25 protein-coding genes are annotated in these 26,582 nt (G+C 66.9%); 13 read left to right on the forward strand and 12 right to left on the reverse strand.

From position 1 onward, the window contains the following. Positions 1 to 142: 142 nt before the first annotated feature. Positions 143 to 1,150: an ABC transporter permease gene (locus tag ACE3Q6_RS00880; RefSeq protein WP_374426712.1), complete on the forward strand. Its 1,008-nt coding sequence runs from the start codon at positions 143 to 145 to the stop codon at positions 1,148 to 1,150. Beyond that, positions 1,143 to 2,051, forward strand: a complete 909-nt coding sequence (locus ACE3Q6_RS00885) for an ABC transporter permease (RefSeq protein ID WP_374426715.1) — start codon at positions 1,143 to 1,145, stop codon at positions 2,049 to 2,051. Before ACE3Q6_RS00880 ends, ACE3Q6_RS00885 begins: the two co-directional genes overlap by 8 nt. A 19-nt stretch (positions 2,052 to 2,070) precedes the next feature. Here ACE3Q6_RS00885 and ACE3Q6_RS00890 read toward each other — a convergent pair whose 3' ends face one another. The 4 genes from ACE3Q6_RS00890 to ACE3Q6_RS00905 all read right to left on the reverse strand — a co-directional run bounded on the left by ACE3Q6_RS00890 (position 2,071) and on the right by ACE3Q6_RS00905 (position 7,159). Continuing rightward, positions 2,071 to 3,354, reverse strand: a complete 1,284-nt coding sequence (locus ACE3Q6_RS00890; RefSeq protein ID WP_374426718.1) for a DUF3422 family protein — start codon at positions 3,352 to 3,354, stop codon at positions 2,071 to 2,073. A gap of 221 nt (positions 3,355 to 3,575) precedes the next feature. Then, positions 3,576 to 5,009: an NAD(P)(+) transhydrogenase (Re/Si-specific) subunit beta gene (locus ACE3Q6_RS00895; protein ID WP_374426722.1), complete on the reverse strand. Its 1,434-nt coding sequence runs from the start codon at positions 5,007 to 5,009 to the stop codon at positions 3,576 to 3,578. 15 nt (positions 5,010 to 5,024) lie between these two features. Further along, complete coding sequence (locus tag ACE3Q6_RS00900) at positions 5,025 to 6,596, reverse strand: Re/Si-specific NAD(P)(+) transhydrogenase subunit alpha (protein ID WP_374426725.1); 1,572 nt, start codon at positions 6,594 to 6,596, stop codon at positions 5,025 to 5,027. Between the two features lie 101 nt (positions 6,597 to 6,697). Next, positions 6,698 to 7,159, reverse strand: a complete 462-nt coding sequence (locus ACE3Q6_RS00905; protein ID WP_374426728.1) for an isoprenylcysteine carboxylmethyltransferase family protein — start codon at positions 7,157 to 7,159, stop codon at positions 6,698 to 6,700. Between the two features lie 173 nt (positions 7,160 to 7,332). Here ACE3Q6_RS00905 and kynU point away from each other — a divergent pair, with 173 nt between their 5' ends. The 4 genes from kynU (at position 7,333) to ACE3Q6_RS00925 (ending at position 11,840) form a co-directional block, all read left to right on the forward strand. Next, positions 7,333 to 8,529: a kynureninase gene (kynU, locus tag ACE3Q6_RS00910; protein WP_374426731.1), complete on the forward strand. Its 1,197-nt coding sequence runs from the start codon at positions 7,333 to 7,335 to the stop codon at positions 8,527 to 8,529. A gap of 19 nt (positions 8,530 to 8,548) precedes the next feature. After that, entirely contained in the window at positions 8,549 to 9,751 is a 1,203-nt protein-coding gene (locus ACE3Q6_RS00915) for a glycoside hydrolase family 5 protein (protein ID WP_374426734.1), read from the forward strand. Between the two features lie 123 nt (positions 9,752 to 9,874). Beyond that, entirely contained in the window at positions 9,875 to 10,714 is an 840-nt protein-coding gene (gene kynA, locus ACE3Q6_RS00920) for a tryptophan 2,3-dioxygenase (RefSeq protein WP_374426737.1), read from the forward strand. 184 nt (positions 10,715 to 10,898) lie between these two features. Then, entirely contained in the window at positions 10,899 to 11,840 is a 942-nt protein-coding gene (locus ACE3Q6_RS00925) for a L,D-transpeptidase (protein WP_374426740.1), read from the forward strand. Between the two features lie 63 nt (positions 11,841 to 11,903). Here the strand turns inward: ACE3Q6_RS00925 and ACE3Q6_RS00930 are convergent, their stop codons facing one another. Further along, on the reverse strand, positions 11,904 to 12,587 hold the full coding sequence (locus ACE3Q6_RS00930; RefSeq protein ID WP_374426743.1) for a D-lyxose/D-mannose family sugar isomerase: 684 nt from the start codon (positions 12,585 to 12,587) through the stop codon (positions 11,904 to 11,906). A 67-nt stretch (positions 12,588 to 12,654) separates the two neighbouring features. After that, on the reverse strand, positions 12,655 to 14,208 hold the full coding sequence (locus ACE3Q6_RS00935) for a helicase HerA-like domain-containing protein (RefSeq protein ID WP_374426746.1): 1,554 nt from the start codon (positions 14,206 to 14,208) through the stop codon (positions 12,655 to 12,657). Positions 14,209 to 14,632: 424 nt separating this feature from the next. On the opposite strand from ACE3Q6_RS00935, the gene ACE3Q6_RS00940 reads away from it, so the two are divergent. Beyond that, positions 14,633 to 15,334, forward strand: a complete 702-nt coding sequence (locus tag ACE3Q6_RS00940; RefSeq protein WP_374426749.1) for an invasion associated locus B family protein — start codon at positions 14,633 to 14,635, stop codon at positions 15,332 to 15,334. Positions 15,335 to 15,390: 56 nt separating this feature from the next. On the opposite strand, the gene ACE3Q6_RS00945 is transcribed toward ACE3Q6_RS00940, so the two are convergent. From ACE3Q6_RS00945 to ACE3Q6_RS00960, 4 genes are read right to left on the reverse strand one after another with little or no spacing between them, the layout of a single operon-like run. After that, on the reverse strand, positions 15,391 to 16,581 hold the full coding sequence (locus ACE3Q6_RS00945) for a beta-ketoacyl synthase (RefSeq protein ID WP_374426752.1): 1,191 nt from the start codon (positions 16,579 to 16,581) through the stop codon (positions 15,391 to 15,393). Further along, complete coding sequence (locus ACE3Q6_RS00950; RefSeq protein ID WP_374426755.1) at positions 16,578 to 16,850, reverse strand: acyl carrier protein; 273 nt, start codon at positions 16,848 to 16,850, stop codon at positions 16,578 to 16,580. The genes ACE3Q6_RS00945 and ACE3Q6_RS00950 overlap by 4 nt, the downstream gene beginning before the upstream one ends. A gap of 3 nt (positions 16,851 to 16,853) precedes the next feature. Further along, a complete protein-coding gene (locus ACE3Q6_RS00955) occupies positions 16,854 to 17,942 on the reverse strand; it encodes a UDP-3-O-(3-hydroxymyristoyl)glucosamine N-acyltransferase (protein ID WP_374426758.1) in 1,089 nt (362 codons plus the stop codon). A gap of 27 nt (positions 17,943 to 17,969) precedes the next feature. Continuing rightward, positions 17,970 to 19,577 (reverse strand): murein L,D-transpeptidase, encoded by a 1,608-nt coding sequence (locus ACE3Q6_RS00960; RefSeq protein ID WP_374426761.1) that lies wholly within the window; start codon positions 19,575 to 19,577, stop codon positions 17,970 to 17,972. 334 nt (positions 19,578 to 19,911) lie between these two features. Here ACE3Q6_RS00960 and ACE3Q6_RS00965 point away from each other — a divergent pair, with 334 nt between their 5' ends. Then, positions 19,912 to 20,481: a YcbK family protein gene (locus ACE3Q6_RS00965; RefSeq protein WP_374426764.1), complete on the forward strand. Its 570-nt coding sequence runs from the start codon at positions 19,912 to 19,914 to the stop codon at positions 20,479 to 20,481. Positions 20,482 to 20,599: 118 nt separating this feature from the next. Here ACE3Q6_RS00965 and ACE3Q6_RS00970 read toward each other — a convergent pair whose 3' ends face one another. After that, complete coding sequence (locus ACE3Q6_RS00970) at positions 20,600 to 21,370, reverse strand: RlmE family RNA methyltransferase (protein WP_374426767.1); 771 nt, start codon at positions 21,368 to 21,370, stop codon at positions 20,600 to 20,602. Then, positions 21,367 to 22,509, reverse strand: coding sequence for a Ppx/GppA phosphatase family protein (locus ACE3Q6_RS00975; protein WP_374426769.1), 1,143 nt, complete (start codon positions 22,507 to 22,509; stop codon positions 21,367 to 21,369). Before ACE3Q6_RS00975 ends, ACE3Q6_RS00970 begins: the two co-directional genes overlap by 4 nt. A 275-nt stretch (positions 22,510 to 22,784) precedes the next feature. Here ACE3Q6_RS00975 and ACE3Q6_RS00980 point away from each other — a divergent pair, with 275 nt between their 5' ends. The 5 genes from ACE3Q6_RS00980 to ACE3Q6_RS01000 all read left to right on the forward strand — a co-directional run bounded on the left by ACE3Q6_RS00980 (position 22,785) and on the right by ACE3Q6_RS01000 (position 26,454). Next, on the forward strand, positions 22,785 to 23,087 hold the full coding sequence (locus tag ACE3Q6_RS00980) for a virulence factor (protein WP_374426771.1): 303 nt from the start codon (positions 22,785 to 22,787) through the stop codon (positions 23,085 to 23,087). A gap of 46 nt (positions 23,088 to 23,133) precedes the next feature. Next, positions 23,134 to 24,048 carry a methylenetetrahydrofolate reductase gene (locus ACE3Q6_RS00985; protein WP_374426773.1) on the forward strand — a complete coding sequence of 305 codons (915 nt, stop codon included), beginning with the start codon at positions 23,134 to 23,136 and terminating at the stop codon, positions 24,046 to 24,048. Positions 24,049 to 24,063: 15 nt separating this feature from the next. Further along, positions 24,064 to 25,044, forward strand: coding sequence for a methyltetrahydrofolate cobalamin methyltransferase (locus ACE3Q6_RS00990; RefSeq protein WP_374426776.1), 981 nt, complete (start codon positions 24,064 to 24,066; stop codon positions 25,042 to 25,044). 170 nt (positions 25,045 to 25,214) lie between these two features. After that, on the forward strand, positions 25,215 to 25,742 hold the full coding sequence (locus tag ACE3Q6_RS00995; RefSeq protein ID WP_374426778.1) for a dihydrofolate reductase family protein: 528 nt from the start codon (positions 25,215 to 25,217) through the stop codon (positions 25,740 to 25,742). Positions 25,743 to 25,929: 187 nt separating this feature from the next. Continuing rightward, positions 25,930 to 26,454: a DUF4157 domain-containing protein gene (locus tag ACE3Q6_RS01000; protein ID WP_374426781.1), complete on the forward strand. Its 525-nt coding sequence runs from the start codon at positions 25,930 to 25,932 to the stop codon at positions 26,452 to 26,454. Positions 26,455 to 26,582: the final 128 nt, after the last annotated feature.

Here is a 26,582-nt window from a genome sequence, read left to right on the forward strand (position 1 = left end):
GGGGGGGGTCCCTTACCACGGGGGGGGTCGCGTAGTTGTTGACGGGGGGGGTGGGGTGCCGGGTTAAGTCCCGGGACCCCGGGGGGGCCGGCGGGGCCGCCCCCGCGACCTTTCCGTACCCGTTCCCCTAGACGAGAGCCGCATGCTCACCTTCACGCTTCGCAGGCTTCTCCTGGCCATTCCCACGCTCCTGGTCATCAGCCTGGTGATCTTCCTGCTGGTCGACCTGGCCCCCGGCTCGCCCATGTCCGAGATTCCGCTGACCGTGCCCCCCGAGGTGCGCCAGAAGATGATCGAGGCGCTTGGCGCCGACCAGCCGGTCTTCGTGCGCTACGTGCTCTGGCTCCGCCAGTTCTTCTGGGTCGAACCCGCCTACCTGATCGACAGCTGGTTCGGCACCACCTGGGCCGAGGGCGAACAGCGCATCCTCTCCTGGCAGTCGCGCAGCCCCGTCTTCACCATCATCGGCCAGCGCATTCCGCAGACCCTGATCGTGATCGGCACCGCCTATCTCGTCGGCATCCTGATCGCGCTCCCGATCGGCATCTACTCGGCCTACCGGCAGTATTCGCTCTTCGACCAGGGCGGCACGCTCTTCGCGATGATCGGCTTCTCGGTGCCCACCTTCTTCTCGGGCACGCTCTTCATCATCATCTTCGCAGTCTGGCTGGGCTGGTTCCCGACCAAGTACGACACCCAGCTTGTGGTGAACGACTGGGACAGCCTCCTGGAACAGATGCGCCAGATGGCCCTGCCCGTCATGACGCTCGGCCTTGCCAATGCCGCCGCGATCAGCCGCTACATGCGGTCCTCGATGCTCGACAACATGACGATGGACTATGTCCGCACCGCCCGCGCCAAGGGCATGACCGAACGCACCGTCGTCCTGAAGCACGTCCTGCGCAACTCGCTGATCCCCGTGGTGACCGTCATCGCGCTTGGCATCCCCTCGATCTTCGGCGGAGCGATCATCACCGAGAACCTCTTCGGCGTGAACGGCATTGGCGCGGCGCTGATCGGGGCGATCCATGCCTCGGACCTGCCGATGGTGCAGACGCTCGCCTTCATCTTCGCCGTGCTGATCGTCCTCTTCAACCTGATCGCCGACATCCTCTACGGCCTTCTCGATCCCCGGATCCGCTATGACTGACGCCACCTCCGCCCCGCCCAAACCGGCAAGCCCCACGCGCGAGATCTGGCAGCAGTTCCGCACCCACAAGGGCGCGCTCTTCGGGCTGATCGTGCTTAGCCTCCTGATCCTCTTCGTGGTCATCGGCCCGATGCTCTGGGACCCGCCGCAGCGCCTGTCCGATACGATCCGGATGAAGAACCAGGGGCCGTCGCTGAAAGCGCCCTTCGGCACCGACCAGCTTGGCCGCGACCTTCTTCTGCGGATGATGCTCGCGGGCCGCGTGTCGCTGGCCGTGGGCCTTGTCGCGATGGTCATCGCCATCGTCTTCGGCACCCTGATCGGCATCCTCGCGGGCTACTTCCGCCGCCTCGACGGCCCGCTGATGCGGCTGACCGACATGTTCCTCGCCCTGCCGCTCATCCCGCTCCTCCTCGTGATGGTGATGCTCTTCCGCGACAAGATCGCCAGCCTCATCGGGCCGGAACTGGGCGCCTTTCTCCTCATCGTCTTCGCCATCGGCATCACCTCCTGGATGGCCACCGCCCGCATCGTCCGGGGCGAGGTGCTGACCTTGAAGGAACGCGAATACGTGCTGGCCGCACGCTCCATTGGCGCACGCCCAAGCCGCATCATCCGTCGGCACATCCTGCCGAACGTGGTCTCGCCCGTCATGGTCGCCGCCACCCTGGGCGTGGCCGAGGCGATCATCACAGAATCGGTGCTGTCCTTCCTGGGCCTCGGCTTCCCGCCCGACTTCCCGACCTGGGGACGTCTTCTGTACGACGGCCTGCAATACATGCAGGTCTACCCCGAGCGGGTGATCTGGCCGGGCCTGGCCATTTCGCTGACCGTGCTCTCGGTGAACTACATCGGCGACGGCTTGCGCGACGCTTTGGACCCCCGCATCCGCGGCCGCTGACGGCGTGCCGTAACGCGCGTCAGTGCAAGGTCTTGCGGATGCGCCGGACCATCAGCCAGACGGCCAGAACGACGACGGGCACCAGCCCGGCGAGCAGCGCTCCATGGCTGATGTGCAGCGCATGGGCGGCAGGCTCCAGGAAATAGGCCGCAAGGTTCACAGCGTAGTAGCTGATCGCCACCGTCGAGAGCCCCTCGACCGTGCGCTGGAGCCGCAGCTGCAGGTCCGCCCGCTGGTCCATGCTTTCCAGAAGCTTCTGGTTCTGCGCCGACCGCTCCACGTCGACCCGGGTCCGCAGCAATTCCGCCGCGCGCTCCGCCCGCTCCGCCATCGCCGCCAACCGGCTTTCCGAGGATTTCACCGTCCGCATCGCCGGGTCATAGCGGCGCATCATGAACTCGCCGAAGGTTTGCCGCCCCTCGATCCGCGTCTCGCGCATCACCTCGATCCGCTGGTTGACGATCGCCTCATAGGCCGCCGTCGCCCCGAAGCGGAAAGAAAACTGCACGGCAAGGCTCTCCAGTTCCGCCGAAATGGTCAGCAGGTTGTGCAGTGCCACTTCCGGCGCGGGTTCGGCATTGTCGAGGCCCGAGACCAGCGCCGACAGCTTCGGGTCCAGCGCATTCAGCCGCCCCGACAGGTCTCGCGACCGCATCAGCCCCAGCATCGACATCGCCCGGTAGGTCTCGATCTCGCACAGGCGCTGGACGATGCGCCCGACCCGCCGCGTCCCCGTCCCCGGGGCCACGAAGACCGCAAAGCGCATGTGCCCCGCCGGGTCGATCCGGAAATCGCCAGCGACCACCGCCGCCCCGTCCACGACGCGGCTGACCGCAAGGCTTTCCGGCACGAACCAGTCATCCACCTTCCGCAGAAGCTCCTCATCCGTCGCCGGCATCGGCTCGACCCGGATCAGGACCGAGGTCAGCCGCTTTCCGGGTGCTGCCGCCAGCCAGTCCTCGGGCAAGACCTCCGCCTCGGCCGGATCGAAGGGCCGCGACGAAAGGCCCTTGGTGAAGGCCGTGTAGGTGACGAACTCGGTATGGCTTTCCCACTTCAGCTCCGCCCGCCCGATCGGACCCTGGAAATGGGTCGCCCCGGGCTGCGGATGCGCGCTGCCGTGGCGGTCGAGGATGTCCAGAAGATGCGCGAGGTCCTTCCCCCGGTCCCGGTTCTGCGCCTGCACGGGTTCCTTGATCGCCACGTAGACGGCGGTCGAGGGCACCTCCAGCGACGGAAACGGCCGCGCATGCAGCTCGTTGACGGTGGCATAGCGCAGCGGATGGTCGGGGATCGGCATCATGGATCTCGCAGAGGCTTGCCCGAGACGTAGGCCGCCCCGCCACCGCTTTCCAGAAAAATGCCGGAATACGGGGGTATGCCGCGCCCCTGTGGCAATTCCGCACTGCGGCAAAGCAGGGCGGGCGATATCAAGTCGCGCCAGCCGCGGCCCACGCTTTCGTCCCCGGACATTGAAAAGGCCGCCCCGGGGGCGGCCTTTCCTTACTCGTCGCGGGCCATGGCTCAGTCGATGAGCGGCAACAGGGCATCCAGCGACTTCTTCGCATCCCCGTAGAACATCCGCGTGTTCTCCTTGTAGAAGAGCGGGTTCTCGATCCCCGAATAGCCCGTCCCCTGCCCGCGCTTCGACACGAAGACCTGCTTCGCCTTCCAGCACTCCAAGACCGGCATCCCCGCGATGGGGCTGTTCGGGTCCTCCTGCGCGGCCGGGTTCACGATGTCGTTCGACCCGATGACGATGGCGACGTCCGTTTCCGGGAAGTCCTCGTTGATCTCGTCCATCTCCAGCACGATGTCGTAGGGGACCTTCGCCTCGGCCAAGAGAACGTTCATGTGCCCCGGCAGACGCCCCGCCACGGGATGGATCGCGAAGCGGACGTTCTTGCCCTTGGCCCGAAGCTTCCGCGTCAATTCGCTGACCGACTGCTGCGCCTGCGCCACCGCCATCCCGTAGCCCGGGATGATGATGATCGAATCCGCATCGTTCAGCGCCGCCGCCACGCCCTCGGTATCGATGGCGATCTGCTCGCCCACGACTTCCATCGCCGGCCCCGTGGTGCCGCCGAATCCGCCCAGGATCACGCTGATGAAGGACCGGTTCATCGCCTTGCACATGATGTAGGACAGGATCGCCCCCGAAGAGCCGACCAGCGCGCCGACGACGATCAGCAGGTCATTGGACAGCGAGAAGCCGATGGCCGCAGCCGCCCAGCCGGAATAGCTGTTCAGCATCGAGACCACGACCGGCATGTCCGCCCCACCGATCCCCATGATCAGGTGATAGCCGATGAAGAGCGCAGCCAGCGTCATCACCAGAAGCGCCAGCGTGGACCCCGACTGCAGGTAGACGAACAGCAGCACCAGCGACAGAAGCGCGGCACCGGCGTTCAGCGCATGGCCTCCGGGCAGCTTCTTCGCCTTGCCATCGACCTTTCCGGCCAATTTGCCGAAGGCGATGACGGACCCGGTGAAGGTGACCGCCCCGATGAACACGCCAAGGAAAGTCTCGACCCGCAGGATGGCGACCTCGACGGGAGTCTTCTCGGCGACCTTTGCGGCAAATCCGGTCAGCGCCTGACGCGCCGCCTCGTCCAGACCTGCCAGAGCGGTCAGCTCGATATGGGTGTTGAAGCCGATGAAGACCGCCGCCAGGCCGACAAGGCTGTGCATCGCGGCGACGAGCTGCGGCATCTCGGTCATCTGGACGCGCTGCGCGACGTACCAGCCGATCACGCCGCCCGCGGCGACCATGACAAGGCTGATCAGCCAGTTCCCTGCACCCGGCCCGTAGAGCGTCGCCGCCACGGCGAGCGCCATGCCGACGATCCCGTACCAGACGGCGCGCTTGGCGCTTTCCTGCCCCGAAAGGCCACCCAGCGACTGGATGAAGAGGACAGCGGCGACGACATAGGCCGCGGTGGTAAATCCGTATTCCATTCTCGCGCGCCCCTCTTACGACTTCTGGAACATGGCGAGCATGCGCCGGGTGACCATGAAGCCACCGAAGATATTGATCCCGGCCATGAAGACCGACAGCGCGGCAAGGATCACGACCAGCCAGTTGCCCGACCCGATCTGCATCAGCGCGCCAAGGATGATGATGGAGGAGATCGCGTTCGTCACCGCCATCAGCGGCGTGTGCAGGCTGTGCGAGACATTCCAGATCACCTGGACGCCCACATAGACCGAGAGCACGAAGACGATGAAGTGCGACATGAAGCTGGCCGGCGCATAAAGCCCAGCGGCCAGGATCAGCGCCCCGCCCACCACGAGCAGGCCCACCTGGTTCCGCGTCTGCGCCTTGAAGGCCGCGACTTCCTGCGCGCGGCGTTCCTCGGGCGTCAGCTCCTTGGCCTTCTCCTTCGGCTTCGCCGCCGCGATGGCCGCGATCTTCGGCGGTGGCGGCGGATAGGTCACCGCCCCCATATGCGCCGCGGTCGCGCCCCGGATCACGTCATCCTCCATGTTGTGCGCGATGACCCCGTCCTTCTTGGGCGTGAGGTCGGTCAGCATGTGGCGGATGTTGGTCGAATAAAGCGTCGAGGCCTGGGTCGCCATGCGGCTCGGGAAGTCGGTGTAGCCGATGATCGTCACGCCATTGTCGGTCACGATCTTCTGGTCCGGCACCGTCAGGTCGCAGTTGCCGCCACGCTCCGCCGCCAGGTCGACGATGACCGATCCCGGCTTCATCATCTTGACCATGTCCTCGGTCCAGAGCTTCGGCGCGGGCCGGCCCGGGATCAGGGCGGTGGTGATGACGATGTCCATCTCGGGCGCAAGCTCACGGAACTTGGCCAGCTGCTTTTCCCGGAACTCGGGGCTGGAGGGCGCCGCATAACCGCCGGTGGCCGCGCCGTCCTGGGTCTGCTCGAACTCCAGGAACACGAAATTCGCGCCCATCGATTCAATCTGCTCGGCCACTTCGGGGCGCACGTCGAAGGCGTGGACAATGGCGCCGAGGGACACCGAGGTCCCGATGGCCGCCAGACCCGCCACGCCCGCGCCGACGATCAGCACCTTCGCCGGGGGCACCTTGCCCGCCGCGGTCACCTGGCCGGTGAAGAAGCGGCCGAAGTTGTTCCCGGCCTCGATCACCGCGCGGTAGCCCGCGATGTTTGCCATCGAGGACAAAGCGTCCATCTTCTGCGCGCGGGAAATCCGCGGCACCATGTCCATCGCCACGATGGTCAGGTTCTTCTTCGCCGCCGCCTCCAGCAGCTCGGGGTTCTGCGCCGGCCAGAAGAAGCTGATCAGCGTCTGCCCGTCCTGAAGCGAGGCCAGTTCCTGCGCATCCGGCCCGCGCACCTTGACGATCACGTCCGCCGCCGCGATCACCGAGGCCGCATCCGGCAGCACCTCGACCCCCGCCGCCGCATAGGCCGCATCCGAGAACCCGGCTTTCGCGCCCGCCCCCGCCTGGATCACCGAGGAATGCCCAAGCTTGGCAAGTTGCGTCGCCGAATCCGGCGTCATCGCCACCCGGTTCTCGCCCGGGAAAACCTCTGTCAAAGCGCCTATCTTCACCCTTGTCCCCCGATCTGGCATGCGCGGTCATAAACCAACCTGTCGCACATAGCATTGCGCAACATTATTTCAAACCCTACTTTTCCCGCCACGGCGCAGCGTCATTTCCGACCGACCCACCGCCGCACCCGGGCGGCCCAGAGGTCGAATTCCGGCCCGAACGCCTCGGTCAGGCGGGCTTCCTCGTCGCGGATGAAGCGGGTCTGGATCAGCCAGACGAAGCTTGCGATCAAGGGAAGTGCAAGGACCGCATCCAGCCAGAGCACGGCGCCGGTCAGGATGATGGCATCGGCCAGGTAGATCGGATTGCGCGACCATGCGAACAGCCCGCCCGTCACCAGGGCCGAGGGGTTCCGCCGCGGGATTACCGTCGTCCGCGCCAGGACCATCTGCAGCGCCGCCGCGCCCATCAGCACAAGGCCGGCGAGAACCAGTGCCTGCCCCACCATCTTGCCCACGGGGCCAAACAGCTGCGGCGAGACCAAGGACAGCACCCAGGCCGCCGCGATATGCAGCACCAGCCAGCTGGGCGGAATGTCGATGTCACGCAGCGTCAAGGGCACGGGCCAGGATCCTTTCCGTCCCCTCTAGACGCTGCACCCACCTGCCGCAAGGTCAGCTGTCGCCTTCCGCGAGTGAAATGCCGCATTCTGTCCATTGGGGCCCCCGAACAGTTTCAAGCTTGAAATTTCTCGCCCTTCGGCCCATAACCGCGCAAACCCTGAAGGACCGCTTCATGCCCATCGACTTTGCCGCCACCAAGTCCCGTTTCCACCTGCCCGAGGGCATCGTCTACCTCGACGGCAACTCGCTTGGACCGATGGTCAAGACGGCGCCCGCGCGGATGGAGCAGGCGATGCAGGCCGAATGGGCCGAGATGCTGATCCGCGGCTGGAACAAGGCCGGCTGGATGGCGCAGCCCGCCGTGATCGGGGACCGCATCGGCCGGCTCATCGGTGCGCCTGCGGGCACCGTGGTGCTGGGTGACACGCTGTCGATCAAGGTCTACCAGGCGCTCGCCTCGGCGCTGGAGATGAACCCCAAGCGCAAGGTCATCCTGTCCGACACCGGCAACTTCCCCTCTGACCTCTACATGGCGGAGGGGCTCTGCCGGACGCTGGGCGGCCAGTATCGCCTGAAAACCGTCGCGCCCGAAGAGGTAATGGCCGCCATCGACGACACCGTCGCCGTGACCATGATCACCGAGGTCGACTACCGCACCGGCCGCCGCCACCACATGGCCGACATCACCCGTCGCGCGCATGAGATGGGGGCGCTGACCGTCTGGGACCTCGCCCATTCGGCCGGCGCGATCCCGGTGGACGTGACAGCCGCCAAGGCCGACTTCGCGGTGGGCTGCACCTACAAATACCTGAACTCCGGCCCCGGCGGCCCGGCCTTCATCTACGTCGCCCCCAAACACGCCGACACCGCGCGCCCCGCGCTCTCGGGCTGGCTGGGGCACGAGGCTCCCTTCGCCTTCGACCTTTCCTACCGCCCCGGCGCGGGGATCGAGCGGATGCGCGTCGGCACCCCGCCCGTCCTGCAGATCGCCGCCCTCGACGCGGCGATGGACGTCTGGGACGGGATCGACCTGCGCGAGGTCCATGCCCAGTCGCTGCGCCTGCAGGACCAGTTCATCAAGGGCGTCGAGACGCGCGCTCCCATGCTGCAACTGGCCACCCCCCGCTCGCACCAGATGCGCGGCTCCCAGGTCAGCTTCCGTCATCCCGAAGGCTATGCCATCATGCAGGCCCTGATTGCCGAGGGCGTGATCGGCGACTTCCGCGCCCCCGACATCCTGCGCTTCGGCTTCACGCCGCTTTACATCGACGAGGACGACGTGGCCCGCGCCGTATCGATCCTCGCCCGGATCATGGACTACGGCACCTGGGACAAGCCGGAGTTCAAGCAACGCGCCCGCGTCACCTGACGGGGCCGGAAAGGACCGCGTGCCACACCTTCGCCACCTCCTCCTCGCGATGCTTCTCGCCGGTGCGGCCCAGGCCGAACCGCTTGAGCTGAAGCGCGGCGTCCACATCGGGCTTTGGCTCGACTGGCGGAGCATTGACGAGCTGATGTCGAACCCGGCCTACGTCGACGAGCGGTCTGACACCACGCCCGAACAATATCGCGGGCTGGTGGACCAGGGCTTCGACTTCGTGCGGGCTGCGGTCGATCCGGGGCCTCTCCTGGCCTTCGGACCGGGCGAGGTGCAGGACAAACGGCTGGCCCTCCTGCGCAGCGACATCCAGGTCGCGGTGGATGCGGGGTTGAAGGTGGTGGTCGACCTGCATCCCCAGCCGCGCGGCACGGATCCAGGCGGGATCGAAAGCATCCTCGGCCCGGCCTGGCCGGACTATGTCGCGCTCACCCGGCGCATCGCCGCAACGCTGGCAGACCTGCCCGCCGACCGGGTTGCGCTGGAACCGTTGAACGAGCCGACCATCGACTGCGATGCCGTCTACGCCGGCGCGCCCGCCCGCTGGCCCGCCATGCAGGCCGAGGCCCATGCCGCCATCCGCTCGGTCGCACCGGACATGACCGTCATCCTGACCGGGGCCTGCTGGTCCCAAGCCAATGCGCTTGCCAGCCTCGACCCTGGCCTGATCCCCGACGACAACGTGCTCTGGACCTTCCACAGCTACGAGCCCTACCTCTTCACCCATCAGGGTGCGGGCTGGGCGGGTCCGCCCCAGACCCATTTCTGGAACCTCCCCTACCCGCCCTCGGCCGTCTCGGACCAGATCGCCGAACAGGTCCTGTCCGACGCCATCGCCCACATGACCGCGGAAACCGGCGCAGCCGACGTCGCCCTGCTGACCCAGGCGCTGCAGGACTATCGCGCCCAGCCCGACGAGATCGTCTCGCTTGAAATCACGCGCGCTGCCGACTGGGCGGACAGCCATGGCATCCCCCGCGCCCATCTCTTCCTCGGCGAGTTCGGTGCGCTTCATACCGCGGGCGACCGGTCGCTCCCGCGCGAGTGGTTCCATGCGTTCCTGTCCGACAAGCGCCGCGCCGCCGAGGAAGCAGGCATGTCCTGGGCCGTGCTGACCTGGGTGGGCGGCATGGGTATCGCGCCCGAGGACGACCCCCAGCGCCGCCTCGCCCCGGAAACCTGCGCTGCCCTTGGCCTGCCATGCGCAAAGTGACCCTTCCACCGCTCTGCCGCCCCGCCGGCTGGGTCGCCCTCTGGCGGCGCATGGGCAACCTGTCGATCCTGAACTGCAAGGACCGTCTCTCCACCTGAAAGCCCTTTCACATTGGAGACGACCATGACCACCTGCCCCTTCAACCCCGCCGAGGACGGCGCCCAGATGGCCTTCGACGGCCGCATGTCCTATGGCGACTACCTGCACATCGACCGGATCCTCGGCGCACAGGACCCGCTCACCGATGCCCATGACGAGATGCTGTTCATCATCCAGCATCAGACGTCCGAGCTCTGGATGCGCCTTGCGCTGCACGAGATCGACGCCGCCCGCCGGATGATCGCCGCCGACCGTGCGCAAGAGGCGTTCAAGATGCTGGCCCGCGTCGCGCGGATCTTCGAGCAGCTCAACTCTGCCTGGGACGTCCTGCGCACCATGACCCCCTCGGACTACACCACCTTCCGCGAGAAGCTGGGCCAGTCCTCGGGTTTCCAGTCCTGGCAGTACCGGCTGATCGAATACGCCGTCGGCAACCGCAACCTCGCCATGCTGAAGCCGCACGCCCACCGCCCCGACCTGACCGCGCGGCTGGAAGCTGAACTCGCCCGGCCCACGCTCTACGATGAGGCTTTGCGCCACCTCGCCCGCCAGGGCCTGCCCGTCCCGCAGGAGGTGCTGACGCGCGACCTCCGCCAGACCTGGGCGCTGCATCCCGGGGTCCAGGCCGCGTGGGAGATCGTCTACCGCGACCCGACGGCGCATTGGCAGGCTTACGAGCTGGCCGAGAAACTGGTGGATTTCGAGGACTATTTCCGCCGCTGGCGGTTCAACCATCTGACCACCGTGGCCCGCGTCATCGGCATCAAGCGCGGAACGGGCGGCACCTCGGGCGTCTCTTACCTGCGCCGAATGTTGGACGTCGAACTTTTCCCCGAGCTTTGGTCGCTGCGCACCAGCCTCTGATCCTGGCCGGCGCGCGCGAAATCTGCGGCGCGCCGGCAACTATGCCTTGAAAATCTGGGGACCTCACGCCCGCGTGATCAGATTCCGGTTCCTGCATGGTTTGACCGCAGGGGGGCCGCTCGGATAGCGTGCGGAAAATTGCCTACGGCCGGTGCCGGGGCGACCTTACGATGTGGACCCAAACATGTTGACGACCCTAAGCCGTTTTTCCCGCCACGCCCGCCTGACCCCCGGGGTCCTTGCCATGGCGCTTCTGGCCGCCTGCGTCGACCCTGCCGCCGGTCCCACCGCCTCGACACAAGGGATGCCGAAGCCGGGAGAGAACGTCTACGTCGCCTCGATGGACGCCGGCATCGAGATCCCTGCCCTCCCGGTCGAGAAGATCCCCGAAACCCACCGCCGCCAGGTGGTCGCGTATGAGACCGACCAGGCCCCCGGCACGATCATCATCAACCCGAAGACCCGGCTCCTCTACTACGTCGTCGGCAAGAACAAGGCGATCCGCTACGGCATCTCCGTCGGCCGCGCCGGGTTCGAATGGTCGGGCGAGGCCATCGTGGCCGACCGCAAGCCCTGGCCGACCTGGACCCCGCCGAAAGAGATGATCGCCCGCGACCCCAAGCTTGCGAAGTGGGAGAAGGGACAGCCCGGCGGCCCCACGAACCCGCTCGGCGCCCGCGCGATCTACCTGACCTCGGGCGGCAAGGATTACGGTTACCGCATCCACGGCACGCCCGACTGGCAGTCGATCGGCCGCAATGCCTCGTCGGGCTGCATCCGGATGATCAATCAGGACGTGATCGACCTCTACGGCCGCCTGAAGGGCGGCGAGAAGGTGATCGTGCTGACCGCCTCGGGCGAGATGCCGAAGGGCCTCTACATTCCGAAGCCGCCGGCTCCGAAGAAGGCCGTCGCCGTCGCGAAGCCCGCACCCGTCGATGCGGCCCTTCCCGCGCTGCCGGCGCCGCCCGCGCTCGACCCCGAGCTCATCGCAGCCCCCGCGACCACGCCGACCACCCCAGCGCCCGCGGCCGCCACCACGCCCGCCCCCGCAGCCACGCCGGATGCAACCGCCCCGGCCTGCAAGGTGCCGCTGGTGAACGGCGTCTGCCCGCCCGGGAACTGAGCAAAGGCTCAGGAATGCAAAAGGGGGCGCCCGACCGGCGCCCCCTTCGTCATTTCCGGCCGGTCACTTCAGCCAGGTATCGTAGTCACTGACCAGAAGGTGCCAGGGCGCCTCGTCTTCGTCGATCTCGGCGAAGCGGCCGATGGGTTCGCGGAAGATGTTGTCGGTCAGGTCGTCGTTCACGGTCGACACCTCGCCGATCAGCACGTCGCCCCCCTCGCCCCAGAAGGCGTGCCAGTCACCCGGCATCAGGGTGACGCTTTCCCCGGGGGCGAACTTCAGCTTCTCGCCGGGCTTGTAGGGCCGCCGGATCCCGTCGCACCAGACCACCCCGCCCTTGTCCCAGGCGAAGTTGCCCTTGTCGTCGGACCCGTAAAGCTCGATCACCAGCGTGGCCCCACCGCGGTTGATGATGTCCTCGGCCTTGATGACATGGGTGTGCATCGGGCTCAGCTGGTCTTGCCGGCTGATGAGCAGCTTCTCGGCATAGCACATGCCGCCCCCGCGCTGCAGGTCGGCCAGCCGCCCGTTCCGCAGCGTGAACAGGAACAGCCCCATCTCGTCGAACTTGCCCTGGCCATAGTCGGTGATGTCCCAGCCGCAGCGCGCCTCGACGATGGCGCTCGCGTCCGTGCGCGCCTTGAACTCGGCCGGCGACCAGTTTGCGAAAGGCGGCAGCACAAACCCATAGTGCCGGATCATGTCATCCGCCGCGCGCATGATCTCGTTGATGCGTGACCGTTTCATTCCTGCCTCCTGACCCCGTCAGACGGCAGTTATAACGATTGCACAAGCCGCCACAACGCCGTTGACGTCACCGCTTCCCGAAAATCGACCCCAGGATGCCCCGCACCAGCGCCTGACCGGATCTTGTGCCCAACTGCCGCGCAAAGCTTTTCGCGAAGGCCGTCCCGATCGAATCCGACCGGCTCGAGCTGCTCCGTCTCGGCCTGTCGTCGCCATAGCCATTGCCGTCATAACGCCGGGCGCGTTCGAACTCGCGCTTTTCCTCGGCTTGGCGCTCCTCCAGCTCGGCCGCATCACGCGCCGCAGCTTCCGCCCGGGCGCGCAGCTTCTCGAAGGCGCTTTCGCGGTCCAGCACCTGCTCATACTTGCCCCTGACAGGTGAGCCCGCCATCACCGCTGCCCGCGCCGCATCGTCCAGCGGCCCAAGCTGGCTGGAGGGCGGCCGGACCAGCGTCCGCTCGGCGATGCCCGGCACGCCCTTGGCTTCCAGAAGCGAGGTCACCGCCTCGCCTGTTCCCACATCCCGGATCGCCTCGTCGATCTTGAAGCGCGGGTTCGGACGGTAGGTTTCCGCGGCCTTGGCCAGGTCTTTCTGGTCCTTCGCCGTGAAGGCCCGCAGCGCGTGCTGCACGCGGTTGCCAAGCTGGCCCAGGATCGTGTCCGGGACGTCCGCAGGGTTCTGAGTGATGAAATACACCCCCACCCCCTTCGACCGGATCAGCCGCGCCACCTGTTCCACCTTGGAAATCAACGCCTTGGGCGCGTCGGTGAACAGAAGATGCGCCTCGTCGAAGAAGAAGACGAGCTTCGGCTTCTCCGGGTCGCCCACCTCGGGCAGCATCTCGAACAGCTCGGACAGAAGCCACAACAGGAAGGTCGCATAGAGCCGGGGCGAGTTCATCAGCTTGTCCGCCGCCAGGATGCTGATCCGCCCCGCACCCGACGCATCCACCGTCATCAGGTCCGCCAGATCCAGCGCCGGCTCGCCGAACAGGCCCCCGCCGCCCTCGTTCTCCAGGACCAGAAGCCGCCGCTGGATCGCCCCGACCGATTCCTTCGACACCAGCCCATAGCGGGCACTGATCGCCTCGGCATTCTCGGCCACGAAAGTCAGCAGCGCCTGCAGGTCCTTCAGGTCCAGAAGCGGCAGTTCCTCTTCGTCGGACAGCCGGAAGGCGACATTGAGCACACCCTCCTGCGGCTCGGACAGTTCCAGAAGCCGCGACAGCAGCAAGGGACCCATCTCGGCCACCGTCGCCCGCACCGGATGCCCCTTCTCGCCGAAGAGGTCCCAGAAGATCACCGGGAAGGCGCGGTACTTCAGGTCAAGCCCGATCTGCGCCGAGCGCTTGGTGAAGGCCTCGTGCAGTTTGTGGCTGGCCGACCCCGAGGCCGCGATTCCCGCAAGGTCCCCCTTCACGTCAGCCATGAAGACCGGAACCCCTGCGGCCGAAAAGCCCTCGGCCAGGATCTGCAGCGTGACCGTCTTGCCAGTCCCGGTCGCCCCGGCGATCAGCCCGTGCCGGTTGCCGTACTTCAAGAGAAGCCGCTGCGGCACCGCGTAGTTCTCGCCGCCGCCACCTACGAAGATGCTGTCTTGCGCGCCTGCCTGATCCGCCACCTTGACCCCTCACAACCCCTGGTTGAAACCCGTGATCCGCCCGCGCCAAGGCACCGGCCTCGTCAAACATACAATGTTAACCCCGTTCTGCCAGACTCATCTGGTCAGACCCGGCGCGTTGTCGGGGCTGACGGTGACTTCCTCCCTGTCAACTGGCCGCGCCCTTGAAAAGGCGCGGTTTTTTTCTGCGACGTTCCGCAAAAGAACCCGTTGACGGCTTGGCCTTTCCGCAATAGCGTCCGTTCCCATGAAGTCGGCCAGTCCGACAGGGAGCAAAAAACAAATTGCGGAAAGGGCCGGACTACCGGCCCTTTTTCATTTTCCGGCCGGGGCCGGGCAGAAGCGCGCCGGGCGTGTTTTTCGCACCTGACTTGGCCCCGGCCCCATGCTAGAGACCCGCCAAACACTCGACCGACCAAAGGACATGTCGAAGATGGCAAAGACCACGAGCACCGCCCTGGCCCTGATCCTCGCGCTGGCCGCGACCCCGCTGATCGCGCAGACCGAGGAAGCCCCCGCGACGGAAGAGGCCGCCCCTGCCGATGCGGCTGCGGCCGGTGACCTCGCGCTCGGCCAGGAGGTCGGCGCGGCCGACGGTCCGGGCAGCACCTACACGGTCGCCAACTTCGAGGCGTGGGAGCAGAAATGCGTCCGCACCGAAAACGGCGTCGATCCCTGCCAGCTCTACATGCTTCTGAAGGATGCCGAGGGCAACTCGGTCGCCGAGTTCACCATGTTCAACTTGCCCAAGGGGGCGGAAGGACCCGCTGTCGCGGGCGCGACCTTCATCGCCCCTCTCGAGACGCTCCTGACCGCCGGGATGACGCTGCAGATCGACGACGCCAAGGGCAAGCTCTACCCCTTCACCTTCTGCGCGCCCATCGGCTGCGTCGCCCGCATCGGCTTCACGGCCGAAGAGATCACCGCGATGAAGGCCGGTGCGAATGCCAAGATCACCATCGTCCCCTTCGTCGCCCCCGACGAAAAGGTCGAGCTCTCGATCTCGCTCAAGGGCTTCACCGCGGGATATGACGCCGTGACGGCCGCCAACGACGCGGCGGATGCTGCGGGCCAGGCCGCCCAGCCTGCGGAGGCGGCTCCGGCGGAAGGCGCTGCCAACGAATGACCTGACACCTGCGTCAGCGTGAAAGGGCCGGTCCAAGCGACCGGCCCTTTCCTGTTTCAGCGCCGGAAGGCGAGGACCGCGTTCAGGCCGCCAAAGGCGAAGGCGTTGGACAGCGCCGCCGTGACGGTCGCGGGCCGCGCGGCATTCGCGACCACGTCCAGGTCGCACTCCGGATCCGGGACACGGAACCCCAGGGTCGGAGGCAGAACCCCTTCTGACAGCGCCAGGATGCAGGCGATGGCCTCCAGCGCCCCGGTGGCGCCGATGGCATGGCCATGCATGGACTTGGTTGCGCTGACCGGCGGAGGCGCGGCAAAGACCGCACGGATCGCCGCTGCCTCGGTCCGGTCATTGGCCAGCGTCCCGGTGCCATGTGCATTGATATAGCCGATGTCCTCGGGACCCATTCCGGCATCCGCCAGCGCCAGCCGCATCGCCCGGGCCGCGCCCTCGGCGCTTGGGGCCACGATGTCCCCGGCATCCGCCGTCATCCCGAAGCCCGCCACCTCGGCAAGGATGCGCGCGCCCCGTGCCCGGGCGTGCTCTTCCTCCTCGAAGACCAGCACGCCCGCACCATCGCCGATCACCAGTCCCGTGCGGTCCTTGCTGAAGGGCCGACAGGCGTCGGGCGCCAGCACCCGCAGCCCCTCCCAGGCCTTGATGCCGCCAAAGCAGAGCATCGCCTCGGCGCCCCCGGTCAGCATCACGTCGGCGGCCCCCGCCCGGATCTGCTGCAGCGCCAGGCCCATCGCGTGGTTGGCACTGGCGCAGGCCGAAGACACGACCAGCACCGGCCCCGTCAGCCCATGCCGGATCGACAGGTGCGAGGCCGGGGCATTGTGCATCAGGCGCGGCACCACCAGGGGCGAGACGCGGTTCTTCCCCTCGGCAAAGACCGCGCGGTAGCTGTCCTCCCAGGTCTGGATCCCGCCCGCCGCCGTGCCCAGGATGACGCCACCCCGCGGGCCAAGACCCGCCGGCAGGCCCGCCATCGCGACCGCTTCCGCCCCCGTTACCAGGGCGTACTGCGTCACCCGGTCCAGAAGCGGCAATTCGTTGCCCTTGAAGTGCCGCTCCGGCGCCCAGTCGCGCAGCGCGGCGCCGATCCGGATGGCCAGCCGGTCCGCATCGCGAAAGTCCAGCGGACCGATGCCCGACCGCCCTTCGCGGAACGCCTGGAAGGTCCCCGGTACACCGCAGGCCAAGGCGTTGACCGTGCCGATGCCGGTAATGACGACCCGCCTCATGCGGCCCGCTGGGCGATCAGACGCTCGACACCGGCCACGATGCTGGTCACGCTCGAGAAATCGAAGTCCGGCCGGTCGGGTTCATTGGCATTGAACGGGACCTGGATGTCGAAGCGTTCTTCCAGCGCGAAGATCGCCTCGACCTTCCCCAGCGAGTCGAGGCCGAGGTCGTCCACGCTGGCATCCTGCGCGATCTCCTCGACCGGCAGAAGCAACTGCCGCGCCAGGATCTCGATCACCGCCTCTTGGATCTCGGGCCGCTGGACCATGTCTCACTCTTCCCCGGCCTCGGGCTGCCCCTTCTCCAGCGCCGCCACCCGCGCCGCCAGTCGCGGCAAGCGGCGAAGCGCCTTCTGCATCTCGACATGGGTTTCCATCTTCACCGCCGGATAACCCAGCAGGACCCGGCCCGCCGGCGCGTTGGTGAAGATCTTGGTGGCCCCGCCGGCGATCACGTCATTGCCGACGAAGATGTTGTCGTTGACCCCGCACTGCCCGCCCATCACCACCCGGTCCCCGATCCGGGCCGAGCCCGCGATGCCCACCTGGCCGCAAAGCAGGCAGTCGCGCCCCACCTGAACGTTGTGGCCGATGTGGACGAGGTTATCCAGCTTCGTCCCCGACCCGATCTGGGTGTCCCGGATCGTTCCCCGGTCGATGCAGACATTGGCGCCGATTTCCACGTCATCCCCGATGGTTACCGCGCCCAATGAATGTATGCGCGTCCAGGTCTGATCCTTGATCTCGGCGCGGCTGCCCAGCGTCTCGCGGATCTCCTCGACCCCGGATTTCTCGGGTGTCACGAAGCTGAACCCGTCTGCCCCGATCACGGCTCCCGGCTGGCAGATGAAACGGTCGCCGATGGTCACCCGCGCCCCTATGCGCGCGCCCTGCAGGATCAGCGGCTCCGCCCCGATCCGTGCGCCCTCGGCGATGGAGACATGGCTCGCGATCCGCGCCCCCGGCCCGATCCGAACGCCCGCCCCGATCACCACGAAGGGCCCGATCGCCGCGCCCGCCCCGATGTCGGCCGTAGGGTCCACCACCGCCATGGGATGCACCCCCGACGCTATCGCCGGCCCCGGGTCCATCAGCCGCGTCAGCCCCGCCATCGCCAGGCGCCCGCGCGGGGCGAAAATGGCAGCCTCCAGCCCCATGCCGCGCCAGTCGGCCCCCGGCCAGACGATGGCCGCCCGCGCCTTCCCCTTGCCGATCCCGTCCGCGTAACGCGGGTCCATCGCCAAGGCGAGCTGGTCCGGCCCCGCCGCCTGCGGCTCGGATGCGCCCGTGACCGTCAGGTCAAGGTCCCCCTCGGCCTCGGCCCCCAAAGCGCGCGCGATATCCCCGATCCTGTGGGCCATGACGTCCTCGGCTGTTCAGCCCCAGACTTACCCCTGAACGCCCGCCAGTTCCACCCCGGCCTCGGACAGCGCCCGCCAGAGCGCCGCGTCCCGCTCATAGACGTCGCGGCGATAGGTGATCCGGCCCTTGGCGTCGGGATAGGCGGTGAAATAGACCAGATGCACCGGCAGGTGCTGCTTCAGCTTCACCGTGGTTTCCTTGCCGGTCTCCAGCGCCGCCTCGAACTCGGCCTCGGCATTGTCGACCTGCCAGGACAGAAGCTCGTGCGCCAGCGCGAAGGGGTCCGCGACGCGGATGCAGCCGTGGCTGTAGGCCCGCACTTCCTTGTCGAACAGCGACTTCGACGGCGTGTCGTGCAGGTAGATGTTGTGCACGTTCGGGAACATGAACTTCACCTTCCCCAGCGCATTCCCGTCCGACGGCGGCTGGCGCATGCCGAAGGGGAAGGACCGCGCACTGTAGGCGGCGAAATTCACCGACCCCCGAGGCACCACGCGCCCGCGCCCGTCGATCACCTGGATATGGCTGACCGCGTTGGGGTTGCGCTGCAAGAGCGGCAGGTATTCCTTCACGATGATCGACCGCGGCACCCCCCAGGACGGGTTGATGACCATATGCTCCATCTCGTCCGAGAATTCCGGGCTGCGCTGGTCGGGGACGTTCTTGCCGATCACCACGCGGGTCTCGAAAACGGTCTTGCCGTCCTCGACGATCTGCGCGCGGAAGTCGGGCAGGTTCACCCAGATATGCTTGACGGACCGGTCGACATGCATCCAGCGCTCGCGCTCCATCGCGACGATCACCGATTTCAGCCGCTCTTCCGGGCCGATGTTGATCTCGGCCAGCGTGCTTTCGTTCGCCGCTCCGTCCGCGGTCAGGCCGTGGTTCAGCTGGAACGCCGTCACCGCCGCCTGGAGCGCCCGGTCATAACTCGCCACCGCCGTGGGCGCGAGGTAGCCCATCCGCACCAGCCGGTCGCGCAGCGCGATCACCGCAGGTCCCGCATCCCCCGGCGCCAGCGCCGCGGCAGTCACCGTCTCGCCCCAGCCCCCCGCCCGGATCTGCGCCTCGAGGCCCAGCTTGGCCTTCATCAGCTGCATGTACTGCCGCGACTTCGGCAGAAGCCAGTCAAGCACCGCCTGCGGCTCGCCGTTGGAGATCCGGCTCAGCAGCACCTGCGGCTCGATCCGGTTGATCTCGCGCACGATGCCCGCGTCGACCTCCGACGGCACCAGCGCGCCCGAGGTCAGGTCCCGCGCCCAGGCCAGATAGGCGCGCGTCATCTCGACCTCGACGCGGCCCCGGTCACCCTCGGTCTCGGCCGCCTGCAGCGCCGCCGTCAGCGCCTTCGCATCATAGCGCGGCACCGGCAGGCCATGATCGGACGCCGTCGCGATGGCCTGAAGCAGGGCCGACCGACGATCTGCGTCCTCGGCCCCCGTCCAGAGCGTCTCGTAGTCGGTCGACCGATACCACTCGGCAATCGCCGGGTCCGCCGAGGCGCTTGCGGCAAGCGACTGGGTGAACGCCGTGGCCTCTGCCCGCGCCGCAACCGCGCCAAGCGGCGCCGCCATGAGCGAAAGCGTCAGAAGCAGCGACAGCCGCGACAAGGTCGGCGGGACGGGAAGTTGCATTCGGCCCTCTATTCCAATCACTTGAACTCTTCTTGGCATCTTTTCGCCGATCTGCAAACCCTGTCCAATCACAAAGCCGAAGCGCACTTGACGCGCGTCTGTTGTTGCAGTCCCGGCAACAATCCTGCCCGCCCTTGATGCACGCACACCACAGTCGGCAAAATTTGGCGGCGTTCAGCAAAAATTTGCCGATTGCGGTTGATCTGTCGAGACCGCAGTCAATCGTCGCTTGGGCTTCGATTCTTCTTGTGCAATAACAACGCTGCACTTGGGGAAGAAGTTGCACGAAGAACTGCGAACCGCAGTCGAAGACAGCACGGGGACAGGCGTTAGAATGACGGACAACAAGCTTATCGGCGTCTCGCGGCGCGGCCTTCTTGGTGCATTCGCTGCGACGGCCGTGATAGCCGCACCGACCTACACCAATGCATTCGGTGTTCTCAAAGGCGCAGGCGACATCCGCCGCATCCGCATGTACTCGGGCCGCACGGGTGAGGCGATCGACACGATCTACTGGATCGAAGGCGAATACATCCCCGAGGTTGTCAAGGAAATCAACTACTTCATGCGCGACTGGCGGTCGAACGACGTCACCAAGATCGACATGCGCACCATCGACATCATGGCCGCCGCTCACCGGCTGATGGACGTCTCCGAACCCTACATGCTCCTGTCGGGCTACCGCTGCCCCAAGACCAACGCGATGCTCCGGTCCAAGTCGCGCGGCGTGGCAAAGAATTCACTCCACATGAAGGGCCAGGCGGCCGACCTGCGGCTCCAGTCGCGCTCGGTCGGGCAGATGGCCAAGGCGGCTGCGGCCTGCTCGGCGGGCGGTGTCGGCAAGTACTCGCGGTCGAACTTCGTTCACATGGACTGCGGCCCGGTCCGCAGCTGGGGCGGCTGAGGCAGCACCCCTTGATGAAAACAGGCGCCTGCGGGCGCCTTTTTCATTTGCATTTTAAGGAACACCGCCGGCCACTCCCCTCGCCCCCAGGGGGAGAGGGGCCGGGGGTGAGGGGCGGTCAGCCCAGCGGGCCCGCCTCGGGATCGTCGACGGCCCCGCCCTGCCCTGCGCCTCCTCCGACCTGCCGGCCGCGGAAGCCCATCGCCACCACGAACTTCTCGGAACTGTCCGCCCGGCTTGCGGGGGGCTTCACGTTCGCCACCTTCCTGAAGTTCTTCTTCAGCATGGCCTGCATCTCCTGCTCGGCCCCGCCCGCCAGGACCTTGGCGACAAAGGTTCCGTCATCCTCCAGCACGTCGAAGGCAAAGGCCAGCGCCGCCTCGACCAGCGCCACGATCCGCAGGTGATCCGTCCCCTTATGCCCGGAAGCCGCTGCCGCCATGTCCGACATCACCACATCGGCCCGGCCGCCAAGCCAACCCTTCACCTTCTCGTCCGCATCGTCGGACAGGAAGTCCAGCTGGTGGATCTCGGCCCCGGCAATCGGTTCCACCTCCTGCAGGTCGACGCCCAGCACCGTGCCCTGCGGCTTCTTCGGGTTCTGCCCCAGCGCATTCACCCGCACGACCGCCACCTGGCACCAGCCGCCCGGAGCGCAGCCGAGGTCCACAACCCGCGCCCCCGGTTTCAGGAAGCCGTACTTGTCGTCCAGCTCCAGGATCTTGTAGGCCGCCCGGCCGCGATAGCCCTCGCGTTTCGCCCGCTGGACGTAAGGATCGTTCAGCTGCCGCTCGAGCCACAGGGTCGAGGACAGCTTCCGCCCCTTGGCGGTCTTGACCCGCACCCGCAGCTCGCGCTGCCCGCGTCCCGAGGTCTGTTTCTCGCTCATGTATAGGGTCCGTCCGCCAGCACGCCATCCGCGCTCATCTGCGCGTAAAGAAGCCCCTCCCTAAGGCCCCTGTCGGCCACCGACAAGCGGTCCGTGGGCCAGATCCGCATCAGCGCCTGCAGGATCGCCGAGCCCGACATGATCAGCGCGTGCCGGTCCCGCCCGATCCGCGGGTCGGTCCGCCGACCTTCCGGGCCAAGCGCCAGGTATTCCCGGATCACCAGATCGATCTGGTCGCTGGTCATCTGCAGCCCGTCCACCTTGGTCCGGTCATAGCGCTTGAGGTTCAGGAATGAGGCCGCCACCGTCGTCACCGTGCCGGAGGTCCCGATGATCTGGAACCCCTCCCGCGGGTTGTCGGCATTGTAGGGGCTGAAGCTTGCCAGGTTCTCTTCGAAGAACCAGCTCATCAGTGCGAACCGCGCCGCGTCGTCGTCGACGTCGATGAACTGATCCTTCAGCGTCGCGACCCCCAAGGGCACGCTGATCCAGTCCACCACCCGCGCCACGGCACCCTCGCCCTGCGCATTGAACCCCATGTGCAGCCGCATGATCGCCTTCGGCCGGTCCGCCGGTGGCACCGCGCTCAGGTCGATCCAGACGAGTTCCGTCGACCCCCCGCCGATATCCACCACCAGAAGCTGCTCGGTCGTCGGGTTGACCAGCGGCGCGCAAGAGATGACCGCCAGCCGCGCCTCTTCCTCGGGCGCAATGATCTCCAGCGCAAGACCCGTTTCCCGCCGGACCTGCCGGATGAAGTCCCGCGCATTCCGCGCCCGGCGGCAGGCCTCGGTCGCCACCAGCCGCATCCGCTTGACGCCATGCTTCTCGATCTTCTTCTCGCAGATCCGCAGCGCCTGGATCGTCCGCCCCATCGACGCCCGCGACAACCGGCCCGAGGCTTCCAGCCCCACGCCCAGCTGCACCGATTTCGAGAAGCTGTCCACGATCGAAAACTGACTGCCCAGGGGCTGGGCAATCAGCATCCGGCAACTGTTCGTTCCCAGATCCAGCGCCGCATACAGCGGGGCCGGACCGGCTTCATGCAGGGCTGACGGCCCATCCGCGCGGGAAACATCCTTCGGTGTCTCGACCGGCGCGTCTGTCGCGTCCGCCCTACGGGGACGCTCGGGCGTCATGACCGCCCTCCATCTGTGGTTGGGGTCAGGGTAGACGCCTTCCCGCCCCCGCGCAAGCGCGCATCGCGCCAGGCAACACGGCCTCAAGCAAGGCTCATGTTCTGCATGAGGATTTTTCCAACCCCGACAGTCGCCCCGCGCCATGCCCCGTGCTATGACCGGCCCGCGACACGGACGGGTCGCATCCCGCATCCGCCATGTCGAAAACCGACACCGGTTGCCTGGGACCGACGTCTATCAACAGGGCAACACGAAGCGCAGGGAATCACAGCATCATGGCCGAAGTCACCATCGTCTACTGGCGCGACATCCCGGCCCAGGTGATCGTCGGCAAGGGCCGCCGTGGCTCCAAAGTCCAGCTTCCCGAACGCTTCGAACAGGCCATCGACCGCTGCGCCATGAAGATCGGCGCCAAGGATGCGGATGCCTATCTCGCCGAATGGCGCAAGGTCGTCGTCGCTGACGTGGAGGGCGAACCCGACACCATCGCCGCCGACTATGCCGCGAAGCTCGAAACCGAATTCGACACCGCCCGCATCAAGACCCTGATCGACGCCGAAGGCTGGGCCAAGGCCTGAAGCCCGCATGACCCCGCCCAAGCCTTCCACCCTCAAGGAGACCGTCATGGCCCTGTTCAATTTCCGCCGCAAGGAAGAAGCCGCCCCCGCGACCGGCGGGCTTGAGACCTTCCTCAAGGGCTACTCGATCGAGGTCATGCCCCGCACCGCCGAAAAGGTGGAAAGCTTCCGCGACATCCTGCCCACCGGCACGCGCGTCTACATCGCCAACATCGAAAGCCCGATCGAGGAGATGACCGCCACTGCCAAGCGGATCGTCGACGAAGGCTTCGACGTGATGCCGCACTTCCCGGCCCGCATCATCAAGGACAAGGCCACGCTCTTCGACTGGGTCGCGCGCTACAAGGACGTGGGCGTCAAGCAGGGCCTGATCCTCGCCGGCAACCCCGCCGCGCAGGTGGGCGACTTCAGCTCCTCGATGGAACTCCTTGAATCCGGGGCCTTTACCGGCTTTGAGCGGCTCCACGTCGCCGGCCACCCCGAGGGCAACAAGGACATCGACCCCGACGGTTCCGACCGCATGGTCATGGAAGCCGCCCGCTGGAAATCCGCCTTCGCGGAACGCACCGACGCGAAGATGGCCATGACCACCCAGTTCTGCTTCGAGGCCCAGCCCGTCATCGACTGGGTCAACCGCCTGCAGGCCGAGGGCATCAAGCTCCCCGTCCACATCGGCATCGCCGGTCCTGCGAAACTCCAGACCCTGATCAAGTTCGCCATCGCCTGCGGTGTCGGCCCCTCGCTGCGCGTCCTGCAGAAACGCGCGATGGACGTGACCAAGCTCCTCCTGCCCTATGAACCGACCGAAGTCCTGGAGGCGCTGGCCGCCCACAAGGCCGCGAACCCCGATTTCGGCATCGAGCAGGTCCACTTCTTCCCCCTGGGCGGCATCAAGACCAATGCCACCTGGGTCACCGAACACGGCGGCGCCTCGGGCGTTCCCGCCTCCGCCACCGCTTAATCCAAAGGCTCAAGAATGACCCGTACTGTCGTTGAATCCAAAACGAAAACCGTCATCATCGGTTTCGATGAACCCTTCTGTGTGATCGGCGAGCGCATCAACCCCACGGGCCGCAAGAAGCTTGCCGCCGAACTGGAAGCCGGCAACTTCGAGACCGTCATCAAGGACGCCCTCGAACAGGTCGCCTGCGGCGCCACCGTCCTCGACATCAACTCGGGCGCGGTCTTCACCAACAAGATGGCCGAAGACCCCCGCTACGCCGACAACAACTTCGTCGAGCCGCCGCTGATGAAGGCGCTGATCGAGATCGTGCAGCAGACCGTCGACGTGCCGCTCTGCATCGACAGCTCGGTCCCCGGCGCGCTTGAGGCGGGCCTCCAGGCCTGCGAAGGCCGCCCGCTCCTGAACTCGGTCACCGGGGAAGAGGAACGCCTCGAACTCGTCCTGCCCTTGGTCAAGAAATACAACGTCCCCGTCGTCGCCATCTCGAACGACGACACCGGCATCTCGCCCGACCCGGACGTCCGCTTTGCCGTGGCCAAAAAGATCGTCCAGCGCGCCGCCGACCACGGCATCCCCGCGCATGACATCGTCGTCGACCCGCTGGTGATGCCCGTGGGCGCGATGGCCTCGGCCGGCCAGCAGGTCTTCACCCTCGTCCGTCGCCTGCGCGAGGAGCTGGGCGTCAACACCACCTGCGGCGCCTCGAACATCTCCTTCGGCCTGCCCCACCGCCACGGCATCAATGGCGCCTTCCTGCCCATGGCCATCGGCGCGGGCATGACCAGCGCCATCATGAACCCGGTCCGCCAGCAGGAGATGGAGGCGATCCGCGCCGCCAACTTCCTGATGAACCACGACGCGAACGGCGGCGAATGGATCCGCTTCGCCAAGGTGCTGGAAGCCGTCGAAGGCGGCATGACCTTCGCAGAAGCCTCCGCCGCCGCCTCCCAGGCCGCCGGTGGCCGTCGCGGCGGCCGTCGCGGCCGGGCCTAAGCCAAAGGGACTGCCCTCCATCCGGGCAGTCCACCCTCCCCCATTTTCTGTCTCCAGATATCCCCGCCGGAGGCTCCCGAGCGGTTTTGCGCCCTTCGCGCGAAACCGCGAGACAAAAGCCTCGCGCGGAACGCGCTCATTCTGAAAACTCTGCCGACAAGGGGACCGACATGGCCCGATTCGTCTGCAGCATGAACGTTTCGCTCGACGGCTACGTCGACCACGACCGCATGGTCCCCGACGCCGATGTCTTCCGCTTCTGGATCCGCGCCGTGAAGCGGACCCCCAACACGCTCTACGGCCGCAAGATCTATCAGCTGATGACCTATTGGCAGGACGACCAACCGGACTGGGGCGATGCCGAACGCGAATTCGCCGAGGCCTGGCGCGCCCAGAAGAAATGGGTCGTCTCGACGACCCTGACCGACCTCGGCCCCAACGCGACCCTCATCTCGCAGGACATCGAGGCCCAGATCCGCGCGCTCAAGGCCCGCCTCGACGGCGAGGTCGACGTCTCCGGCACCCGGCTCGTGCAAAGCCTGTCGGACTGGGGCCTCATGGATGAATACCGGCTCGTGTACCACCCCCTCGCCCTCGGCCACGGCCGCCCCCTCTTCCTCGGCCCCCGCCCGCCCATGCGGCTTGCCGCCAGCGACCATATCGGCGACACCGCGATCTGCCTCACCTACCGCACCTGAGCCTTTCATACTGGCCCAAATATCCTCGCCGAAGGCACTCCCGAGCGGTCTTGCGTCCTTCACGCAAGACCGCGAGACAAAAGCCTTGCGCGGAACGCGCTCCTTCAGACAGTCGCCCCGCTCACCTTTGCGTCACCGCCGCGCGCTCCTCCTTGCGGCCCCGACCCCGGATCGGCACCCTCCCCACATGCGCGCCGCCTGTCTCCTCGCCCTCTGCCTCTCGGCCCTGCCCGCCAACGCCCCACGGGCGCAGGGCCTCCTCGACCCCGCGGCTGCCCTTGAAACCGGCTACGAAATCGCCGCAACAGCCCTCGCCAATGCCCTCGTCGCCTCGCGCGATGCCGCCTGGGCGCAGGGCACCGACGCCATGCCGCCCCATATCCGCGAGGCGCTCCTCGCCTGGTATCCGGCCGACCTCCTCGACAGCATCGAATACCGAGTGGGAGTGACCGAGGACGGCTCGATCCAGTCCCTCGCCATGCGCTATGGCGACGCCACCGCCGTCGCTGCCATCGACACGATCATTTTCCGCAATGCCTGGGACGCCGAAAACAACGTCGCCCTCTGGGGGCACGAGGTGAAGCATGTCGAGCAGTTCCAGCGCTGGGGCCTGATGGGCTTTGCCCAAAGGTATGTCCGCGACCACCAGGCCGTCGAAGCCGAAGCCTATGCCATCGGAGATGCGATCAAGGCGGTCCACGGCGGAGGGTGATCCGGCAGCCTTCGTGGTCGCAAAGCACGGGACAGGGCGGTTCCGGTCGGGGCAGCCATTGGTGAACACTCTCTGAACGCTCACGCCCAACCCGTTGAAATCCCTCAAGCCCAACCTCTGTCCACCGT

Source organism: Tabrizicola sp., from assembly GCF_041913445.1.
GTDB lineage: Bacteria > Pseudomonadota > Alphaproteobacteria > Rhodobacterales > Rhodobacteraceae > Tabrizicola.

Coding starts and splice junctions, on each gene's coding strand:
- ACE3Q6_RS00880 (WP_374426712.1), top strand. CDS start 143: ATGCTCACCTTCACGCTTCGCAGGCTTCTCCTGGCCATTCCCACGCTC.
- ACE3Q6_RS00885 (WP_374426715.1), top strand. CDS start 1,143: ATGACTGACGCCACCTCCGCCCCGCCCAAACCGGCAAGCCCCACGCGC.
- ACE3Q6_RS00890 (WP_374426718.1), bottom strand. CDS start 3,354: ATGATGCCGATCCCCGACCATCCGCTGCGCTATGCCACCGTCAACGAG.
- ACE3Q6_RS00895 (WP_374426722.1), bottom strand. CDS start 5,009: ATGGAATACGGATTTACCACCGCGGCCTATGTCGTCGCCGCTGTCCTC.
- kynU (WP_374426731.1), top strand. CDS start 7,333: ATGCCCATCGACTTTGCCGCCACCAAGTCCCGTTTCCACCTGCCCGAG.
- kynA (WP_374426737.1), top strand. CDS start 9,875: ATGACCACCTGCCCCTTCAACCCCGCCGAGGACGGCGCCCAGATGGCC.
- ACE3Q6_RS00925 (WP_374426740.1), top strand. CDS start 10,899: ATGTTGACGACCCTAAGCCGTTTTTCCCGCCACGCCCGCCTGACCCCC.
- ACE3Q6_RS00930 (WP_374426743.1), bottom strand. CDS start 12,587: ATGAAACGGTCACGCATCAACGAGATCATGCGCGCGGCGGATGACATG.
- ACE3Q6_RS00940 (WP_374426749.1), top strand. CDS start 14,633: ATGTCGAAGATGGCAAAGACCACGAGCACCGCCCTGGCCCTGATCCTC.
- ACE3Q6_RS00945 (WP_374426752.1), bottom strand. CDS start 16,581: ATGAGGCGGGTCGTCATTACCGGCATCGGCACGGTCAACGCCTTGGCC.
- ACE3Q6_RS00950 (WP_374426755.1), bottom strand. CDS start 16,850: ATGGTCCAGCGGCCCGAGATCCAAGAGGCGGTGATCGAGATCCTGGCG.
- ACE3Q6_RS00955 (WP_374426758.1), bottom strand. CDS start 17,942: ATGGCCCACAGGATCGGGGATATCGCGCGCGCTTTGGGGGCCGAGGCC.
- ACE3Q6_RS00960 (WP_374426761.1), bottom strand. CDS start 19,577: ATGCAACTTCCCGTCCCGCCGACCTTGTCGCGGCTGTCGCTGCTTCTG.
- ACE3Q6_RS00965 (WP_374426764.1), top strand. CDS start 19,912: ATGACGGACAACAAGCTTATCGGCGTCTCGCGGCGCGGCCTTCTTGGT.
- ACE3Q6_RS00970 (WP_374426767.1), bottom strand. CDS start 21,370: ATGAGCGAGAAACAGACCTCGGGACGCGGGCAGCGCGAGCTGCGGGTG.
- ACE3Q6_RS00975 (WP_374426769.1), bottom strand. CDS start 22,509: ATGACGCCCGAGCGTCCCCGTAGGGCGGACGCGACAGACGCGCCGGTC.
- ACE3Q6_RS00980 (WP_374426771.1), top strand. CDS start 22,785: ATGGCCGAAGTCACCATCGTCTACTGGCGCGACATCCCGGCCCAGGTG.
- ACE3Q6_RS00985 (WP_374426773.1), top strand. CDS start 23,134: ATGGCCCTGTTCAATTTCCGCCGCAAGGAAGAAGCCGCCCCCGCGACC.
- ACE3Q6_RS00990 (WP_374426776.1), top strand. CDS start 24,064: ATGACCCGTACTGTCGTTGAATCCAAAACGAAAACCGTCATCATCGGT.
- ACE3Q6_RS00995 (WP_374426778.1), top strand. CDS start 25,215: ATGGCCCGATTCGTCTGCAGCATGAACGTTTCGCTCGACGGCTACGTC.
- ACE3Q6_RS01000 (WP_374426781.1), top strand. CDS start 25,930: ATGCGCGCCGCCTGTCTCCTCGCCCTCTGCCTCTCGGCCCTGCCCGCC.